General features: G+C 36.4%; 11 protein-coding genes. 3 read left to right on the top strand and 8 right to left on the bottom strand.

Annotation, left to right across the window (positions count from 1 at the left end; all coding sequences use genetic code 11):
- Nucleotides 1–88 precede the first annotated feature (88 nt).
- From serS to tatA, 4 genes are all read right to left on the bottom strand, one after another.
- The gene (gene serS / locus PVV60_RS04115; protein WP_273723328.1) at nucleotides 89–1366 is read right to left on the bottom strand and encodes a serine--tRNA ligase; all 1278 of its coding nucleotides are present in this window, start codon (nucleotides 1364–1366) and stop codon (nucleotides 89–91) included.
- Between the two features lie 61 nt (nucleotides 1367–1427).
- Nucleotides 1428–2210, bottom strand: coding sequence for a twin-arginine translocase subunit TatC (gene tatC / locus PVV60_RS04110; RefSeq protein ID WP_273723327.1), 783 nt, complete (start codon nucleotides 2208–2210; stop codon nucleotides 1428–1430).
- 29 nt (nucleotides 2211–2239) lie between these two features.
- The gene (locus tag PVV60_RS04105; RefSeq protein ID WP_273723326.1) at nucleotides 2240–2611 is read right to left on the bottom strand and encodes a twin-arginine translocase subunit TatB; all 372 of its coding nucleotides are present in this window, start codon (nucleotides 2609–2611) and stop codon (nucleotides 2240–2242) included.
- 56 nt (nucleotides 2612–2667) lie between these two features.
- Nucleotides 2668–2970, bottom strand: coding sequence for a twin-arginine translocase TatA/TatE family subunit (gene tatA / locus PVV60_RS04100; RefSeq protein WP_273723324.1), 303 nt, complete (start codon nucleotides 2968–2970; stop codon nucleotides 2668–2670).
- Nucleotides 2971–4614: 1644 nt separating this feature from the next.
- On the opposite strand from tatA, the gene PVV60_RS04095 reads away from it, so the two are divergent.
- The 3 genes from PVV60_RS04095 (at nucleotide 4615) to pgsA (ending at nucleotide 8505) form a co-directional block, all read left to right on the top strand.
- Nucleotides 4615–5478: a 23S rRNA (adenine(2030)-N(6))-methyltransferase RlmJ gene (locus PVV60_RS04095; protein WP_273723323.1), complete on the top strand. Its 864-nt coding sequence runs from the start codon at nucleotides 4615–4617 to the stop codon at nucleotides 5476–5478.
- Nucleotides 5479–5872: 394 nt separating this feature from the next.
- Complete coding sequence (uvrC, locus tag PVV60_RS04090; protein WP_273723322.1) at nucleotides 5873–7852, top strand: excinuclease ABC subunit UvrC; 1980 nt, start codon at nucleotides 5873–5875, stop codon at nucleotides 7850–7852.
- Between the two features lie 71 nt (nucleotides 7853–7923).
- Complete coding sequence (pgsA, locus tag PVV60_RS04085; protein WP_273723320.1) at nucleotides 7924–8505, top strand: CDP-diacylglycerol--glycerol-3-phosphate 3-phosphatidyltransferase; 582 nt, start codon at nucleotides 7924–7926, stop codon at nucleotides 8503–8505.
- 304 nt (nucleotides 8506–8809) lie between these two features.
- On the opposite strand, the gene ndk is transcribed toward pgsA, so the two are convergent.
- The 4 genes from ndk to PVV60_RS04065 all read right to left on the bottom strand — a co-directional run.
- Nucleotides 8810–9232: a nucleoside-diphosphate kinase gene (gene ndk / locus PVV60_RS04080; protein WP_273723318.1), complete on the bottom strand. Its 423-nt coding sequence runs from the start codon at nucleotides 9230–9232 to the stop codon at nucleotides 8810–8812.
- Nucleotides 9233–9626: 394 nt separating this feature from the next.
- The gene (gene bafA, locus PVV60_RS04075) at nucleotides 9627–12191 is read right to left on the bottom strand and encodes a BafA family autotransporter (protein WP_273723316.1); all 2565 of its coding nucleotides are present in this window, start codon (nucleotides 12189–12191) and stop codon (nucleotides 9627–9629) included.
- 405 nt (nucleotides 12192–12596) lie between these two features.
- On the bottom strand, nucleotides 12597–15161 hold the full coding sequence (gene bafA / locus PVV60_RS04070) for a BafA family autotransporter (protein WP_273723314.1): 2565 nt from the start codon (nucleotides 15159–15161) through the stop codon (nucleotides 12597–12599).
- A gap of 361 nt (nucleotides 15162–15522) precedes the next feature.
- Nucleotides 15523–16476: autotransporter outer membrane beta-barrel domain-containing protein (locus tag PVV60_RS04065; RefSeq protein WP_273723313.1), on the bottom strand; the 954-nt coding region annotated here is incomplete at its 5' end.

The raw sequence follows: 16476 nt of genomic DNA, 5'->3' as shown, positions 1-16476 counted from the left end.
AAACTGATTCTTTTAAAGTGGCAAAAACTTGCGTTTGCATATCATCACCTCTTGGCAATAAACGCATATTGTCTCTCCTTTCGTAAAATTAAGCAGTAATACAGCGCATGCCTCCCATATAAGGTTGCAAAACATCTGGAACAATAATTGATCCATCAGCCTGTTGATAATTTTCAAGCACGGCAATAAGACAACGTCCAACAGCTGTACCAGAACCATTAAGGCTATGAACAAAATGCAATTTTTTATCGCCTTCTTTACGATAGCGCGCATTCATACGACGACCTTGGAAATCTCCACAAACTGAACAGCTAGAAATTTCACGATAGCATTCTTGACCAGGAAGCCAAACCTCGATGTCATAGGTTTTACGCGCTGCAAACCCCATATCACCCGTAGAAAGAACCACTGTGCGAAAAGGCAAACAAAGCCGTTTTAATATATCTTCTGCACATTCCGTCATACGTTCTAATTCAATTAAAGACTGCTCTTCACTGGTAATCGAGACCATTTCAACTTTCCAAAATTGATGCTGACGCAACATACCGCGCGTATCACGACCGGCTGCTCCCGCCTCTGAACGAAAACAGGGAGATAAGGCAGAAAATCGCAGTGGTAAATCTGATATTTCAAGAATTTCATCGTTGACCAAATTGGTTAATGGCACTTCTGCTGTAGAAATAAGCCATCGACCATCTGTTGTACGAAAAAGGTCTTCAGCAAATTTCGGCAATTGTGCTGCCCCGTAAACAATCTCATCACGAACAAGAAGAGGTATTGAGACTTCCGTATAACCATGCTCATTCACATGTACATCAAGCATAAATTGGCCTAATGCTCGTTCTAGCCGTGCTAACGCCCCTGAAAGTACTGTAAAACGTGTTCCAGACAAACGACTCGCTCGTTCAAAATTCATCTGCTTCAGATCTTGACCAAGATCAAAATGTTCCTTTGGTGTAAAATTAAATGTTGGAGGTGTACCAAAATTTCGAATGACAACATTATCACTTTCATCTTTACCTTCTGGAACATCATCTAATGGAATATTTGGCAGTGCTGAAAGAATTTTCTCAAGATTCTCCGTCAGCTGTTTTTCTTCCGCTGTTGCAGAGGAAAGAAAGGCTTTAATCTCTTCAACTTCAGCTCTAAAGCGTTCAGCCATTTGCTGATCAGATACCGCTAACGCCTGTCCTATTTCCTTTGAAACAGCATTGCGACGTTCCTGGGCCAACTGCACCTTAGCAATATGCGACCGACGTGCAAGATCAAGTTGTATTAACCTTTCGGCTTGGGGCTCAAGACCTCTACTTACGAGTGCTTTATCTAATTTCTCAGGATTGTCACGAATCCACTTAATATCAAGCATAAAAATTCCTCATTTATATTGTTTTTATTTATTTCTTATCGCATAAGCTTATACACTTTTCTTAAGCGGATTTTCTTCTCTTTTCTATACTGTAAGCAATTAAAATTGAAATCTCGTAAAGTGCTATCGTTGGTAAAGCAACGGCAAACATCGTAAAAAAATCCGACGGCGTTATGATCGCCGCAATAATAAAAGAGAGCAAAATAGCCCATTTTCGTTTAGACACCAAATCATGAGACGTTAAAAATCTAACTTTTGTTAAAAGAGTGAGTATAAGAGGTAATTGAAAAATCAAACCAAAAATTAGGATAAACGATGTCATAAAGCCCAAATAATCAGAAATACGCACTATAAACTCTATTTTTAAACGAACATCTGGAAGAAATTGTTGAGAAAGGCTAAACCATAGTATTATTGGCGCTAATAGACCATAAACAAACGCTCCCCCAATACAAAATAAAATAGGCCCCCCAATGAGAAATGGTAAAAAAGCCATACGCTCATTTTTATAAAGCCCTGGTGCAATAAAACTATAAAACTGAAAAGCCGTATAGGGAAAAGATAAAATAATTCCCCCAAAAGCAGAAAGCTTCATCTTCGTTAAAAAAGTTTCCCATACTTGCGTTGATTGCAAATGAATACCCTCAGGATTACCCCCTGCTATTTTCATTGCCCACTGATATGGCCATAGTAAAAAATTTAAGATATAATCTTTAACAAGAAAACACATCATAAAAGCGATCATAAATGCAACCAAGGCAGCAATAATTCGCTGGCGAAGTTCAATTAAGTGTTCTAAAAATGGTACCGTATGGGCATCAACTTCATCTTTCTTAACATTCATGGCACATCTTCTCTATCTTTAGAAGGAATTTATACTGTTGTATCTTTATTGGTTACGTTTTGATCGCATTCCAAAATTTCTTTACCTTTTTCTGATTTATGGTGTGTTGCCTTAATATCCAAATTATCGTGGATATTTTTTAATGTATTTTGAATGGGATCAAAAGTCTCTGTCACCCTCTTGCTTGAATCGCTAATATTCGAACATGTTTTTTGCAAATCATCGAGCTCGATTTGTCTTATTGCATCATCAAATTGATGACGAAGTTCATTTGCCATTAAACACATATGAGCTCTTACCTTTGCTATTGTCTTTAATATTTTAGGTAAATCTTTCGGTCCAACAACAATGATGAGAACAAGTAAGATTACGACAAACTCTGGTCCATCAATCCCAAACATCTCTTAATTCAACTTTCTCATCAAAAAATAATGCACAATGATGATTGCGTTTTTTGTTACTGTTTTTTCGCAACAGATGTTTTTCTTTTTTTAGAAGCAGAAGAAGCCTTTCTGCGCGCTGTTGCATGTTTTACTGATAACGGCTGAGATTGTTGAGATTCTACATCAATTATTTGAGAAGTAGTCGCCATTTCAACTTTGTCCTTAATGCTGTCATCTTCTTCCTTCATATTTTTTTTGAAGGCTTTAATCCCCTTAGCAACATCGCCCATTAATTCAGAAATTTTACCGCGCCCAAAAAGCACAAAAATAAGCAATAAAATTATAATTAAATGCGTTGGTGAAAAAATATTACCCATTACTCTCTCTCTAACTTTATGCTTTTAAATTTGATTTCATTTATTCATTGCTTCCTCTGAAGAATGTATCAAATATAATATCTTAATTATATATTTTCTTCTTAACTTAAAAGCAATCACACGCTTTTTTATTGCAAAAAAACTTTTTATCCTTTTACCCCTTTTTAGCGTATTATAACATCAACCATTCAAAAATGATAAACCGCTTCATACAAAATTCAAAAGGCTCAAAAACTTTTCTAAAGTAACTTCATCTGATCTCTTAGGTTACTCATCTTCCTGGAAACACTATAGCTCATGTCTTTCCTTTTAAACAATGTTGTACATATCATTACAAACATTTCCTCAAAATTACCCGTTGCTGATAAAGATCATACCATACTGTAAAAAATTTTTATGATTTCAATTAAAAAAAAATCAGAAAGAAAAATCTCTACAAAACTTTCTTAACACATCATCAGTCTCTTCAAAAACTATCATCTTACGTACAACATTTATTCTTTGCGTTGGTAGGAGTTTTATCATCCATTACTCCATATACAATACGAAATATGAGCCATCATCGCATCCAATTAAATATCTATCGTGTAAATAAAAACTATTAGCGGAAAGAGTAAAAATGCACTTTATGAACCAGCTCAAGTGCTAAGAGGTATGGCAATACTGCTAAAAAATAAAAATGGGACCAGCTTGCGCCTTTATTCAGATACCTCCATATAACCAGCTCTCTGAGCCGCTGCATGTCCTACCTATTACAATTCTCCGGATCTTGGGCATGCGTTCTCATAATATCATGTGCTTAACCTATCTCAGTATTGAAAACAGAATGGGCATTAATGGAAAATTACATTCAATCAAAAGCATGGTATCGAAGCATAATCCATGTAAAAAGAATTTCTTATCCTTGTCTTTTCATAAGATTATCTCATAAAGCCGCTCGATAATACAGTGTTAGAGATAGATAAACCTGTTTACTTTAGTTAAAAATCACTCATTTTATTGAGATCGCTTGCAGAGCACATATCACTTTTCAAAAGTTTTATTTTAGCATCATACACAATAACCAAGCCATTTAGCGTGTATATTGTAAAGCTTTGGCTCTGCTTAAACCAATGAGATTCATTCACACTTTTACAAAAATCTATCACTATAATACCAGTACTTTATTGCCCTATCCATAATTTTACGCTCGTTAAAAAACTGATAAATGTAACAATGTTTTTATCAAGCATTTGAAATTCTTTAATCTTTAAACAAGCAAATTTATGAATGAATTTGAAAGATACCCTTCAATTTTTAACAAACTTCACTAATATTCTCGTTAATTTCTTGTCTTTTATCGTTTTCCTGAAAGAATCCGCGATCATAAGAAACTTTTCTTACAACATAACTATCTCTATTGAAATGTTTTCCCTCTTCCTATCTATTTTTCACATAAAAAAATTTAAAATCTTAACGATTAATCTCATAATATAAAAATAGCCCAGTGAATAAATGCTCCTATGCCATTAATATTTTTTCTGTAGTGTATAATTTGGGAGTGAGGGTATTATTTGATTTCTACAAGAGTATTTTTATGGATATCAATTCTATTATTCTATGCTAATAATCCGGTACAGTTATACATATGATAGAGTTTACTCCATGAATTATCGGCATATTTATCATGCTGGCAATTTTGCTGATGTTTTTAAACACATTATTGTCACTCGCATTATAGAATATCTCAAACGCAAAGAAAAAGCTTTTCGCGTTATAGATACGCATGCTGGAATCGGTATTTATGACCTTTCTTCTTTAGAAGCATATAAAACAGGAGAGTGGCGAGAAGGTGTCCAACGGTTTTTTTCAACTCCTATTCCAGAAGATTTAAGAACTCTCCTTTGTCCATGGTGTGATATCATTGATGCCCTCAATAAAGGGGAAAAAGAAATTGTATTTTATCCTGGATCTCCTGTTCTTATTCGTCAATTATTACGGAAACAAGATCGCCTCACCGCAATAGAATTGCACAATGAAGATTATCATATTTTAGCAAAAAACTTTGCAGGAGATTATCAGACAAAAGTTCTGCATTTAGATGGTTGGCTTTCCTTAAATGCTCATGTACCACCAAAAGAAAAACGTGGCTTTATCCTTGTTGACCCTCCCTTTGAAAAAAAGGGAGAATTTTCCCGACTTATTGAAGGATTAACGAAAGCCTATCGTCGCTTTTCTGGAGGGATCTATGCTTTATGGTATCCTGTTAAATATGACAAAGAAATTGAAAGTTTTCTTCACGCGCTTTATCAAACCGGAATTCCTAAGATTCTACAGCTTGAAATGCGTATCCGAAAAAGTTCAAATCCACCAACAATGAATGGAAGTGGTATGATTATTATTAACCCGCCCTACCTTTTGGAAGAAGAAATGAAAAAACTCAGCCCCTTTCTTATCAACCGTCTGGGACAAGATGAAAATGCTCAAATAACGCATAAGTGGCTTCAAAAAGAACATCTATTATGTTAGGTTTTTCTCTATATTTTCCTAAATCAAATATCATGTTGTAAGATACAAAGGCATTAAATGATAAAGTTCTGTGATTTTTGGGATAATATCAACATATTATAATGATAAGATGATAACGATCAGCGTGAATTAATTTCTTCCCTTTTAGAAAGTCTATCCTCTTAATCATCATGGATTTCCTATTCCAATCATTTTAATGGATAAATTAGGCTCATTCATAAAGCTGTCTTAGAATAACGACTCTCATATTTTTTATGAAAGATCGGCTCTCTAAAATCATACTCTTATGCTATAAGATATATTTATAAAAAAAATATAAAGACATAAATAATCATTATTTAATAAAAAAGAATATTTCATATATTAAACAAACAACATATTCTTAATAAACGGAATGGTCCTGAGAAATAATACAAATTGTCCGCAAAATGAAGGGAAAAAGCTTTCTTTTCTCTCTAATATTACATGGCATAATGCCAATCAAAGCAATGAGAAAAATCAATTCCAAGGTGTCAAAGTCATACAAGAGTTTGTTAGACACCTTCCGCATAAGCCAGGGGTTTACCGGATGATTGGTGAAAATGGTGATATTCTCTATGTTGGCAAAGCCCGTAATCTCAAAAAACGTGTTTCAAACTATACACGTGAACAAGGACACAATAATCGTATTACCCGCATGATTCGTGCAACATATCATATGGAATTTATCGTTACCCATACAGAAACAGAAGCACTCCTTTTAGAAGCCAATCTCATCAAAAGATTGCATCCACATTTTAATGTATTACTACGTGATGATAAAAGTTTCCCTTATATTATGATTACAGATGATCATCGAGTGCCTGCACTTTACAAACATCGTGGTGCCCGAACACGAAAAGCTCACTATTTTGGTCCTTTTGCTTCTGCTGGTGCAGTGACACAAACAGTTCATGTTTTACAACGCGCCTTTTTATTACGAACCTGTACTGATTCAGTTTTTGAAAATCGTACACGCCCCTGTTTGCTTTATCAAATTAAGCGATGTTCTGCACCTTGTACCCATGAAATTAGTGACAATGATTATAAAGAACTGGTGAAAGGAGCAAAAGCGTTCCTTTCTGGAAAAGATCAATCTGTTAAAAGCGATATGGTTCAAGCTATGCATAAAGCCGCAGAAAATCTTGATTTTGAACAAGCAGCTTCCTATCGTGACCGCTTATCAGCCCTTTCTCATATACAAAGCCATCAAGGTATTAATCCTCAAACGATAAAAGAAGCGGATGTATTTGCAATTGCGCAAAAAGAAGGAATGACCTGTATTCAAGTGTTCTTTTTTCGCATGGGGCAAAATTGGGGAAACCGCGCCTATTTTCCTAAAGCAGATTCCTCTTTTTCCCGTACTGAAATTTTAGCGAGTTTTCTTGCCCAATTTTACGATGATAAACCACTTCCCAAAAGCATCCTTTTATCTGAAGAAATTGAAGAAAAGACACTTCTTATAGAAGCGTTGAGTCTCAAAGCAAATCACAAAGTGTCCCTCTCTTTACCCAAACAAGGTGAACGGAAAACTCTTGTTAATCATGCCTATCTCAATGCTCATGAAGCGCTTGAACATAAGCTTTCTGAAACAGCCACCCATACAAAATTGCTTCAAGGTCTTGCTAAAACATTCAAACTACCTTTTCCTCCACGCCGGATAGAAGTCTATGACAATTCTCATATCATGGGAACAAATGCTGTAGGGGCTATGATTGTTGCTGGTCAAATGGGATTTGTTAAAAATCAATATCGCAAATTCAATATTCGCTCAGCAGATATCACGCCTGGCGATGATTTTGGCATGATGAAAGAAGTAATTAAGCGAAGATTTTCACGCCTTATCAAAGAACATGATCAGCCAAATAAAAGTCCTGATATAAAAGATGATGATCTTTTTCCCATTTGGCCTGATCTTATCTTAATCGATGGTGGTGAAGGACAAATCAACAGCGTACATGCAATACTTGCTGAATTACAATTAAATGACCTCTTCACAGTTGTTGGAATCGCCAAAGGTGTTGACCGTCATGCGGGACGTGAACGATTTTTTATAAAAGGTATCCCCTCCTTTACACTTCCTCCACGTGATCCTATCCTCTATTTTTTGCAACGTCTGCGTGATGAAGCACATCGTTTTGCGATTGGAGCTCATAGGATAAAACGAAAAAAAGCAACATTCACAAACCCACTTGATGAAATCGAAAATATTGGTCCGACGAGAAAGCGTGCGTTGCTTCATCATTTTGGAAGTGCCAAGGCTGTTGCTAGTGCCTCACTTGAAGATTTAAAAAAAGTTACGGGAATCTCTATGACAATTGCACAAAAAATTCATAACCATTTTCATGAAAAATAGGCTTGTTTCATAACCTTCGCCTTGTTACGTTTAGGAAATATATTCTCTTTCACAAGAATTAAAATGGCTCCATGAAAAATCATACTTTTTCTTTTCCAAATATTTTGACTTATGCACGAATTGTTGCCGTTCCAATGGTTGTTGCATGCTTTTTTTTAGAAGGGCGACTACAATCAAGTGATATCACTCGCTGGATTGCTGTTTCCATTTTTATCGTTGCATCCATTACTGACTTTCTTGATGGTTACCTTGCTCGTATTTGGGAACAAACATCCAATATTGGTCGCATGTTAGATCCAATTGCCGATAAACTTCTCGTCTCTGCTTGTTTGCTCTTGCTTGCCGCAGACAGTACTATCGCAGGGTGGACACTATGGGCAGCTATTATCATTCTTTGCAGAGAAATTCTTGTATCAGGATTACGTGAATATTTGGCTGAGTTAAAAGTGAGTGTTCCTGTCTCTCGTCTTGCAAAATGGAAAACTTTTGTACAGATGATCGCTATTGTATTTCTTTTAGCTGGACCAGCCGGTAATAAAATTTTCCCTTACACAGTAGAGTTTGGCATTACTATGCTGTGGATTTCTGCCCTCCTTACATTGTGGACAGGATGGGATTATTTTCGTGCAGGTTTAAAACACGTTATCCTATGAATAGTATGGGGATTTATAATGATAATTTATCTTTTTGCACTTAAATAAGAGATGAGAATAGCATAAGATTGATTCATTTTAAATCTATTAATGATAAATCAATAAAACACTTTTTTGTACATTACAAGTAAGGGCGGAGTGTAGATAAAAGCTCTTAAAAAATTGATATTCTCACAAAAGAAGTTGCAATATTAAAAGCTAAAAAAACAATGAATGCTCCCTATGCTTCCCAAAAAGTCTATAATCTTATAAGCAAAAAACCGAAATATTGTGTTTCGGTTTTTTGCTTTCTATATACGCTTTATTAACCAACAATTTCTACATTAGAAAACCAAAAGGCGATTTCTGTTTTTGCCGTGTCAGCACTATCGGATCCATGGACAGAATTTTCGCCAATCGATAAAGCATGAACCTTACGAATTGTCCCTTCTTCTGCATCACTGGGATTCGTAGCCCCCATTACTTCACGGTTTTTAGCTATTGCATTTTCGCCTTCCAAAACTTGTACAACGCTTGGACCAGAAGACATGAATTCAACCAATTCACTAAAAAAAGGACGTTCTTTATGAACAGCATAAAAATTTTCAGCCTCACGTTTGCTCATCCAGACACGTTTAGATGCAATGACACGCAGCCCCGTATCCTCAAGCATTTTAGTAATTGCGCCAGTCAAATTACGACGGGTTGCATCTGGTTTAATCATCGAAAAAGTACGCTCTAAAGCCATTTAACCACCTTTATTTCATTTATAATATTCTCTCGCCATTTCTATAGCGAGCAAGGAGCCCTTTGCCAAGTGACTCTACAAAAATCTACATAAATTCTCAAAAATATAGAATGAATTATAAAGAAAACTTTAACAGAAATACCTGTAATTGCTTATCCCATTATAAAGATGTGCTACCGACTCTCAATAAATATTGAACCTTCTTACATAATCTTAAATGCCTCTTATCAAATTTATCATTGAAGCAATAAAACGTCATAAGAAAATCCTAACGTGCAAAATATATACCTTTTGAAAGCCTTCTTCTTTAAAGAGGACGAACCTAGACACTCCGATCTAGGTTTGAAAATTCTCCTACACACATTGAGATCAATCAAAAAAAATAACCATATAATTAGAAACTATAGCGCACACCTAAAATACCCTGAAGGGACTGTTTTGTTTTACGTCCTTTAATATAATGTGCCTCACCATATAACTTTAACTTCTCACTCACTAAACTGCTCAAACCTACTCCTAACTTACCTGCATTCCCCGATAAGTCAGTGGTAAATGAATGCCGTTGATTAATCAATGTATGGTTGTCATCTTTATGCTCACGCAACCATGCTGCTGTAATATACGCAACTGATGAGAAATCCATGCGAGATCCAAATTCATATCCTAAAGATATGCCAACCTCACTGCGTAATGAAGTGAATGGACGCATGTCACCTATCATGTCATTCGATAATTTGATTTCTTTCCCCTCAACTTGCAACCATGTAAATTGTCCATAAGGCTGCAACCAACTGCTCTTTGACGTCTGAATTCGATAACCTGCTTCAAAGGAAGTGCCCACCGCCCATTGCCTATAACTTCCCTCAATTGCTAAACCATTCGTTGAAACTGCCTTTAGAGTATTCTGATAATGATTATATTTTAAAATACCATCGAGATACCATCCACTATGATCCAAATAAGTGACATAAGCACCAATACCATAAGTATTGATACCACTCATACCACCCCGTGCATGCGCAATGCGTGCGCGGTCATAACTGCCAAAACCACCTATATAAAATTTTCCATTTTCCCACTCGCTTAAACTATTGACCCCTAAAACAATACCTGTCTGATCCAACTTAAAATCTATATGCTCTGTAGCAATACTCTCTTTAGACTTGATCGCATAGCTCCATAAAGCTGCATTCTTTTTACTTTTATCTAGAATTCCTCTACCCGCACGCACGGTTTGCATTTCATTGTGAAACACCATCGCTGGAGCCACAGACATAGACAATACCGCATCTGTAGAAGGCGTTGTCAAAAACTGAGAAACTGAAAGTGCCTCTCTCAATTGTGGAGACGGTTGTTCTTTATGAACTGGACGCAAAATCATTTGATCGGCTAAAGATTGAGAAGATTCTGAAACAGCAATTTGTTGCTTTCCATCAGAAAGAGGATGAGGACTCGCTGGAGAGGACTTCACATGAGTCCGATTTTCTTGAGAGGGAGATACAGAAACATTAGAGACCTTTTGTGTTTCTCTTAAATGACGTGGAGGACGTGGTTTAGCTGGTTGTTTTGCAGTAGATTTACGAGAACCGGTATTTTTTCCTCTAGAAGAAGCACCTTGATCAGACAATACAAGAGGAATCTTCGTTTTCTTGTTTACACACTGTGTTTCAGTATTCGAACGTGTCGTACCTTCAGAGGCTGAACTTAAATACCAAATTGTAGAATAACCACTAGAATCAGCACACCTTTCTCTCTTTCGTAAAACATACTGATAGGCTCCACCATCGACAGCAGTAATGTCCGTACCCGAAAGATCTTCCAGAGTAAACCTAGCACCTCCAACTTTATCAGTAACTAAATTAATCTCTGTGGCCCAACCATTTTTCTGTGAGAGAAGACCTGTAATTTCACGACCAGAATCTGCAACGCTTATTTTGTGATTACCTGCGCCCTCATCAATCGACAAGTAATCACTCGAATCCCCCATAGCACTAATATTGAATCGAAAATGTAAATTCCCTGAAAGTTTCTCAACATGAAGTGAAATATGTCGTGGATCATACGGGATAGAAGTAAAAATAACAGTCCCATCTTGCCCCCCTAAATCTTCAATTTCAATCTGAGGTTTTTCTCCTATATTTCGTTCACCAACCTCAAATATTGTTTCTTCAGCTCTTCTTTCTATAGGAATTTTTTTCTTAGTCGTATGATTTGTCCTATCACCAGCAAATAAATAAAGTTCTCCGTGATCATTGACCCTTACTTCTCCAAGGACATCTTGTATCCCAACATGGAGCCACGATTTAGCAGAGCTGTTAATAGTCAGACCATCCACAAACCCTTGAGGATATACGACTTGAATAGCGTGATCTTTCAAAGTAGTAGCATAAGATTCTCCTAACGCTAAGACGTGCTGTCTCCCATTCCCAGAGACCTCAGCATATATTGATTTCCCCCCCTCTTTTCTTTCTCCCGAGTAAAGATTTTGTTCTCCGTTATCTCCCACTTTCGTATACCAAACCCACGCTCCATCATACACATTCTGCTGTCCCACTACTCCACCATCCCCTGAAACTGTGGAATTATATGCACTACTTTTTCTCTCCACGCTTGTAAGATCAAGACCTTTTTCTTCATGAGTAAACTGCTTACCACCAAGGATTTTAGCATCTATAGCATTTCCTCCGCGTGTAACTATTTGCATCCCTCCTTTTTCAATAGTAGAACCTACAGAAGTTGCTCCATTTTCAACAATTTCAACACTGCCATCTCCAATTTTACTCTTACTCCTAGGCAAATTATTTGTAATTAGTGCTGAACCTTTTGGTATCTCTGCTCCATTTCCTACATGTTCTACTATTGTTAACTCTCCATTCCTGCTTTCAACTGCACTTGCAACTTGTACAAGACCACTGCTGATCATCAATACTGAAAAACTTAACTTATGTTTATACTGCATTATCGACACTCCACTCTCAATTATTTAGAAAAATATCCCACGGCTCCGTAGGTAACTCGCCCTAGATTGTATCGTAATGTGTTTTATTTATGTTTAAAAACACTTTTTAAGTGTATTTTTTAATATAAACAACTTTAAGTTGCATATATAAGCAGTTAGAAAGTTCTAGCTTCAGGAAGAAAATATGAATAAAATTCAAATTGTTAACTTGAGTTCAAGAAACAATTTGCAACATTTGAAGTTATAGATGAAAAAAAAACGCCCGTGCCTTCAAAGGAGAGTATAAAGATATCCTTACTGTTTGAGAAGATCTTTACACTCTCGAGAAGACAAAATCGAGCATTATCTGTTTAAGCTTGCAAAGCAATTACATTCATAAAGTTAATCAGCCGTGCATACACATATTTAGAAACTATAGCGTAATCCTAAAATACCTTGCAGAGCATTTTTAATCTTATGTCCTTTCAGATAATGTGCTTCCGCATAAAGTGTTAGTTTATCATTGACCGTACCGTTTAAACCAATTCCCAATTTACCCGCACTGCCTGATAAATCTGTAATAAATTTATACTGGTTATTAATTGTCACATGATTATTATTTATATTCTCACGCAACCAAGCTGCCATAATGTAAGCTGTTAATGAAGTTTCTGAATTCACAAAAAATTCATGCCCTGCAGTTAATCCAACTTCACTACGGAATGAAATCAATGGGCTTAGATCACCTACCATTCCATTGGAAAGTTTTATTTTTTTACCTTCAACCTGTAGACCTGTTAGCTTGATATAAGGCTGCATCCAAGTATTTTGCGCTGGTGTAAAATAACAACCAATCTCAAATGATCCACCTATCGCCCACTGATTGTAATGACTTTGAATAGCTAAGTTATTCGTTGAGATGGCTTTCAAATTATCTCGGTAATAATTATATTTCAAAACACCATCCATATACCATCCACGATGATCAAAATAAGTTGCGTAAGTTCCAATACTATAGGAGCTCAAATCGCTATCACCACCTCGTGCATGAGAAATACGTGCTTGATCATAACTACCGAAACCACCGACATACAACTCTCCATGCCTTAATTCATTCAAATGATCAGCACCAAAGACTAAACCTGTTTGCCCAAGCTTAAAGTGTGTATGGCCTGTAGCAACACGTTCTCTGCTCTTAATCCCATAAGTCCATAGTTCGATATCTTTCTTATTTCTGTCCCAAATTTTTCTACCATTCCGGACAATTTGCAACTCATTGTTAAAAATAAGTCCAGAAACTACAGATGATGTTAACACTGCATCTGTAGAAGGGGTTGTTGATGTTTCACCAGGAACAAAAGGATTTTCCGGATCTGGAATAGAGGTTTCTGGTCCACTGAGACGATCTGCTGATAAAAACCAAACTTTTCCATTTTCATCCTTTCTTTCTTTCAAATCATACATATAAGTTCCACCATCAATGGCATTAATTTTGTCACCCTTAAGATCTGTCAGTGTAAAATACGCTCCACCACTTTTATCCGTAATTAAATCACGCTTATTTGAAAAAGGATCCGTGATTTCAACTCCAGAATCAACAACACTTATTGTATGTTTCCCAGAGCCTTTCTCAACTAAGAGATAATCACCACGGTTATGGGCAATCGTCGTATTGAACGCGAAATGTAAATTTCCTGAAAGATTATTCACATGAAGCTGAGAATAATATGGATCAGAACCTGTAAACGAAAAAATAACACTTCCTTCACCGCTTAATTTTTGTATCAAAGAACTTTTTCCATCAAACTCATCAGTAATAGAGTACAGTTTTGTATCTTTTCCATTTAAAATAATATCTTCTACCATGGTATGATGTTGATCATTCCCAGCATAAAGATGAATCTGCCCAGAATGGTTTACCTGTGTCTTGCCTTCTAATGTTGCTCCAGCATGTACCCATGATTTTGTTTTATCATTCATTGTTAAATTTTTTACAGATCCATCAGTATATATTTCCTGAATAGCGCTCTCATTTAAAGTAACTCCAATAGCCTTACCGCCTTCTAAGATACGCTGTTTACCACCGCCAAAAACTTCTGTGTCAAATGCAAAACCACCATTTTTAGCACTTTGAGATTTTTTTCCAACCTCTTGTACACCCCCTCGCATAACTTTCGTATTCCAAACTTTTCCGCCATCATATACTTTTTGTTGGCCTAGTGTTTCATCTTGACCATAAATGACAGTATGAGAAGCACTACTCCCTTTAACCTCTCCTCCAATATCCCCCTCGCCGAAAACAAGCTGCTCGCCACCATAAATTTTAGTCCCCTCTACTTTTCCTCCATTTCCAACACTTTGGTGCCCGCCTTCTTCAACAACAGCATTTTTCGAAAAACCTTGTTTTCCCTTTAAAGCCTGAACATTTTCAATTCCACCATGTTCAATTTTACTATTCTCACTGAGCCCTCCTGCATACACATAAAGCTCTGCACCATTCCTTACAGTATTATTAATGGATCGTCCTGGGCTATCACTCTCGCCATCATTTGAAATGTATGCTTTACCTTCATTATCAAGGACATAATTTTCTAACAGAGCCCCATCTTTAATGAAGATAAGTTCAGGTTTTTTAAGAAACGCAATATTTTGTTCTTGTACATTATATCCGATATTGTCACGATGACTGCTGTCAAGCTCCTGTTGACTCGCAAACACTCTAACGCCCTTATCCATGATAAAATCGCTAGGCTTTTTTAAAAAGTCTAATTTATTGCGCGTTCTTATCATGGCATCATTAGAGGCTCCAAGTATGCATCTACCTGTTTTCATATCCTCATTGTATTGATCTTGAAATACTTTATCATTTTCATAACTTGAAGATTGACAAAAAAGTGCTGTCCCCCCCTCATTTGCAGCAGAAGCTTGCACAAAACAGCTGCTCAACATGAGTATCCAACAATGTCGTTTCCATTTATATTGTAGAGCCATATCCTCCCCCCTTCACACCTGCATAGACACTAAACGTAATTAGCTCTACAAAACATATTTTCAACCTTAGATTGTAAACAATCCTTCTTAAAAATCCTCCTTATTTCGTAAAAAACTGTTCTTTACAGTTTTTTTAATACTTTTTTAATCAAGAATATAAGGGCGTTTTTATAGTGCTTCTTTAGCATTTCATCGGAGTTTCTTATCAAAGAAAAAAGCAATGCATAATAAAGTATATAAGTGTATACAGCTTATCATGAAAAGCGAAACTGCATGCTCTGAAAAATTGTTCTCTGAACCTTTATTAAAGACCTTTAAAAACAATCATACATTTAACGATAACTAAAAAATAACCATATAATTAGAAACTATAGCGTACACCTAAAATACCCTGAAGGAACTGTTTTGTTTTACGTCCTTTAACATAATGTGCCTCACCATATAACTTTAACTTCTCACTCACTAAACTGCTCAAACCTACTCCTAACTTACCTGCATTCCCCGATAAGTCAGTGGTAAATGAATGCCGTTGATTAATCAATGTATGGTTGTCATCTTTATGCTCACGCAACCATGCTGCTGTAATATACGCAACTGATGAGAAATCCATGCGAGATCCAAATTCATATCCTAAAGATATGCCAACCTCACTGCGTAATGAAGTGAATGGACGCATGTCACCTATCATGTCATTCGATAATTTGATTTCTTTCCCCTCAACTTGCAACCATGTAAATTGTCCATAAGGCTGCAACCAACTGCTCTTTGACGTCTGAATTCGATAACCTGCTTCAAAGGAAGTGCCCACCGCCCATTGCCTATAACTTCCCTCAATTGCTAAACCATTCGTTGAAACTGCCTTTAGAGTATTCTGATAATGATTATATTTTAAAATACCATCGAGATACCATCCACTATGATCCAAATAAGTGACATAAGCACCAATACCATAAGTATTGATACCACTCATACCACCCCGTGCATGCGCAATGCGTGCGCGGTCATAACTGCCAAAACCACCTATATAAAATTTTCCATTTTCCCACTCGCTTAAACTATTGACCCCTAAAACAATACCTGTCTGATCCAACTTAAAATCTATATGCTCTGTAGCAATACTCTCTTTAGACTTGATCGCATAGCTCCATAAAGCTGCATTCTTTTTACTTTTATCTAGAATTCCTCTACCCGCACGCACGGTTTGCATTTCATTGTGAAACACCATCGCTGGAGCCACAGACATAGACAATACCGCATCTGTAGAAGGCGTTGTCAAAAACTGAGAAACTGAAAGTGCCTCTCTCAATTGTGGAGA

It is taken from the genome of Bartonella sp. AU18XJBT (assembly GCF_028618595.1).
GTDB lineage: Bacteria > Pseudomonadota > Alphaproteobacteria > Rhizobiales > Rhizobiaceae > Bartonella.
Note: the sequence above shows the minus strand (reverse complement) of the source record. Positions and strands in the feature narration are given on the sequence as shown.

Bases quoted from the DNA above. Each gene is read 5' to 3' on its own strand.
- serS (WP_273723328.1), bottom strand. From the start codon at position 1,366: ATGCTTGATATTAAGTGGATTCGTGACAATCCTGAGAAATTAGATAAA.
- tatC (WP_273723327.1), bottom strand. From the start codon at position 2,210: ATGAATGTTAAGAAAGATGAAGTTGATGCCCATACGGTACCATTTTTA.
- PVV60_RS04105 (WP_273723326.1), bottom strand. From the start codon at position 2,611: ATGTTTGGGATTGATGGACCAGAGTTTGTCGTAATCTTACTTGTTCTC.
- tatA (WP_273723324.1), bottom strand. From the start codon at position 2,970: ATGGGTAATATTTTTTCACCAACGCATTTAATTATAATTTTATTGCTT.
- PVV60_RS04095 (WP_273723323.1), top strand. From the start codon at position 4,615: ATGAATTATCGGCATATTTATCATGCTGGCAATTTTGCTGATGTTTTT.
- uvrC (WP_273723322.1), top strand. From the start codon at position 5,873: ATGGTCCTGAGAAATAATACAAATTGTCCGCAAAATGAAGGGAAAAAG.
- pgsA (WP_273723320.1), top strand. From the start codon at position 7,924: ATGAAAAATCATACTTTTTCTTTTCCAAATATTTTGACTTATGCACGA.
- ndk (WP_273723318.1), bottom strand. From the start codon at position 9,232: ATGGCTTTAGAGCGTACTTTTTCGATGATTAAACCAGATGCAACCCGT.
- bafA (WP_273723316.1), bottom strand. From the start codon at position 12,191: ATGCAGTATAAACATAAGTTAAGTTTTTCAGTATTGATGATCAGCAGT.
- bafA (WP_273723314.1), bottom strand. From the start codon at position 15,161: ATGGCTCTACAATATAAATGGAAACGACATTGTTGGATACTCATGTTG.